This window comes from Dietzia sp. UCD-THP (assembly GCF_000349585.1).
GTDB classification, from domain to species: Bacteria; Actinomycetota; Actinomycetes; order Mycobacteriales; family Mycobacteriaceae; genus Dietzia; species Dietzia natronolimnaea_A.
This window is the reverse complement of sequence record NZ_AOSR01000120.1, coordinates 1-2,442: the sequence shown is the minus strand read 5'-3', so window position 1 is coordinate 2,442 and position 2,442 is coordinate 1. Positions and strand designations below refer to the sequence as shown.

2 protein-coding genes are annotated in these 2,442 nt (G+C 65.7%); one reads left to right on the top strand and one right to left on the bottom strand.

Annotated features, from left to right (window positions below; all coding sequences use genetic code 11):
* The first annotated feature begins 668 nt into the window (after positions 1-668).
* Positions 669-1,229 (top strand): alpha/beta hydrolase, encoded by a 561-nt coding sequence (locus H483_RS27300; RefSeq protein WP_031264773.1) that lies wholly within the window; start codon positions 669-671, stop codon positions 1,227-1,229.
* Positions 1,230-1,353: 124 nt separating this feature from the next.
* Here H483_RS27300 and H483_RS27295 read toward each other — a convergent pair whose 3' ends face one another.
* A complete protein-coding gene (locus tag H483_RS27295) occupies positions 1,354-2,340 on the bottom strand; it encodes an arsenic resistance protein (protein WP_202959107.1) in 987 nt (328 codons plus the stop codon).
* Between the last annotated feature and the right edge of the window lie 102 nt (positions 2,341-2,442).

Here is a 2,442-nt window from a genome sequence, read left to right as displayed (position 1 = left end):
GCAAAAAACAAACCAAAAAAAACTGGCTGTTTCAAAAACGCGACCCCCACGACAGGGATGTGAAAGGGTCGCAACCAAACAAAAAATTTGGCACTATCACAAACAAAACACACTGTTGAGTTCTCAAACAACACCCACACACCAACCCCATGCGGCATCTGTACCGCGTAGCGTCAGGGTGAATTTTCCGCTCCCGACTGGGAGGGGCTTAACTACTCTAGCGGACCGACGCTGATCGGTCAACCCGATTCCTCGCTCCCCTTGCATGAAGCCACCGCCCGGAATCTGGGCTAGAGCTTCTCGGCTCGACCCCCGCTCCCTGGCGGCTCCGATAAAGTTACACGCGCCCGAACGGAATACCAAATCGCCTGGTCAGCGCGGCGGATGGCGTGATCACGCCCCGGCCTCCGTCCTGGATAGGTCTCGTCCGGACCGCCCCGGTGGCGTGCGCGTACGGGGCGCGGTCGGCGGCTCGCACCCTCACTGGCATCCCCTTAGTGAGCCGGCTCGCTCAGGGCGCTACCGCCCCAGCTCGAGGCGCGCCGGTATCCACGCCAGCGTCACTCACTCCGGCGCCCTTTCCGTCGGCTCAGTCAGCTCGGTCCTCATCACACCCGGTGGTGGGAGAGTGCCCCCCCGCGACGGGATGAGGTCTAGCGTGCATTCTCATGACATCGTCCACGAGCAGGCGTGCAGTGATCTTCCACGGGTACGCCGCATCTCCCCGGGATCATTGGTTCGAGTGGCTCGCTGAACGCCTCGCTGACGCCGGGATCCCCACGCGAATAGCCACCTTTCCGAACTCCAGTGACCCGTCCAGTGACCAGTGGGTGACAACCGTAGCCGGGGAGCTCGGCACACCCGGGGAGGAGATCGTCGTCGTCGCCCACAGTCTGGGTTGCCTTGCCGTTCTTCGGCATCTCGCGTCCCTGACCGGCCCGTGGCGGGTGGGCACACTCGTGCTCGTCTCGGGCTTCGTCGACGCCTTGCCGGCGCTACCCGCTCTTGACGACTTCATCGCCGACGGGGTGAACCTGGCAGGGATCCGAAGCCACGTCGGCTCCCTGACCGTCGTGCGGTCCGACGACGACGCTCACGTCCCTGTCGAACTCACGGACCGCCTTGCGCACCTCCTCGGTACGTCGGCTGTCATCGTGCCGGGAGCGGGACATTTCCTGGCAGAAGATGGGGTCACCAGGCTGCCGCACGCCCTCCGCGCGATCGTGTGATCTCCGCACCGGCGCCGAGGCCACGCAGGCACCCTGGCGGGGGTCGCGACACCCCCCGCGTTCGTGCTCGCGAGAGCTCGACCGGTAGGGGACTCGGTCCGGCGCCGGACCATTCGATGTGCGCTCATCGCCTCGGTGTGCCGGTCGAACGCCTCCGGTAGGCGATCGGAACCAGCCACACGAACACGATCATCCCGAGCAGCTCGACGAGGGATTGCATCACGACGACGACGGCGGCGACTTCGTACCCCTGGGGCAGGGAAATCGCGAGCGGCAGAACGAGGAACGAATTCCGGGTTCCGAGTGAGAAGGCGAGCGTCCGGGCCTGTGTGACAGGGAGCGTGAAAGCAACCGCGAGTGCTTTGGCGGCGAGCGCCGCGGCCAGGAGGAAAGCCACGAACACCGGAGACACGAATGGAAGGACGTCCAGCGCTCCGAGCACCGCGTCCACCTGTGCCGTCGCGATGAGAAACACGACGGTGGCGAGGAGGGGGACCGCAGCCCAGGCCCACCGCTCGCGGACTACGTGCCGTCGCTGCCGAACGTCAAGCCACTTCTCCGTCAGGGCGGCAGCGATCAACGGTAGCGCGACAACCCCCAGCGCCGAGGCCACCGCATCGACCGTGACCAGACCGGTGACCTCCTCGCGCGCCATCACCACCAGGTAAAGGGGAAGCAGCATCAGCTGGAGCACCAGGTTCACGGGGGTCACCGCGATCGCGCGCGAAACGTCTCCTCCCGCCATCTGGGTGAAGCTGATGAACCAATCGGTGCACGGTACGAGCAACACCAACAGCACGCCCAGTCGGACACCGGGGTCGTCGGGAAGCACAGGGACCATGCCCCACACGACGAGGGGCATGATGACGAAGTTGCCCACCACTACGGCCAGCGTGAACCGGCGGTCACGCCAGGCGGTGGCCAGGTCCAGCAGCGGGACCTGAAGGAACGTGGCGTAGAGCAAGAGACCGAGGGCCGGCCACACGAGCGCCTCGGCTACGGTTCCCGCACCCGACGCTCTGCTGCCCAAGGCGAGACCCACGACGATGGCCGCCGCGTAGACCCACACCTGCCGCCGCTCGAGACAGGAGCGGTCGAGCGACACTTTCACGACACGGGGCCTACTCTCAGTTCAGGCAACTGGCCCACAGTCTGCCCCACCCCAATGCAGCGTCGGAGCCTAGTGGTGGGCGTGGTGGGGGTGTGGGTGGGG

Excerpts from the sequence above, each read along its gene's own strand:
- H483_RS27300 (WP_031264773.1), top strand. The coding sequence starts at position 669 with ATGACATCGTCCACGAGCAGGCGTGCAGTGATCTTCCACGGGTACGCC.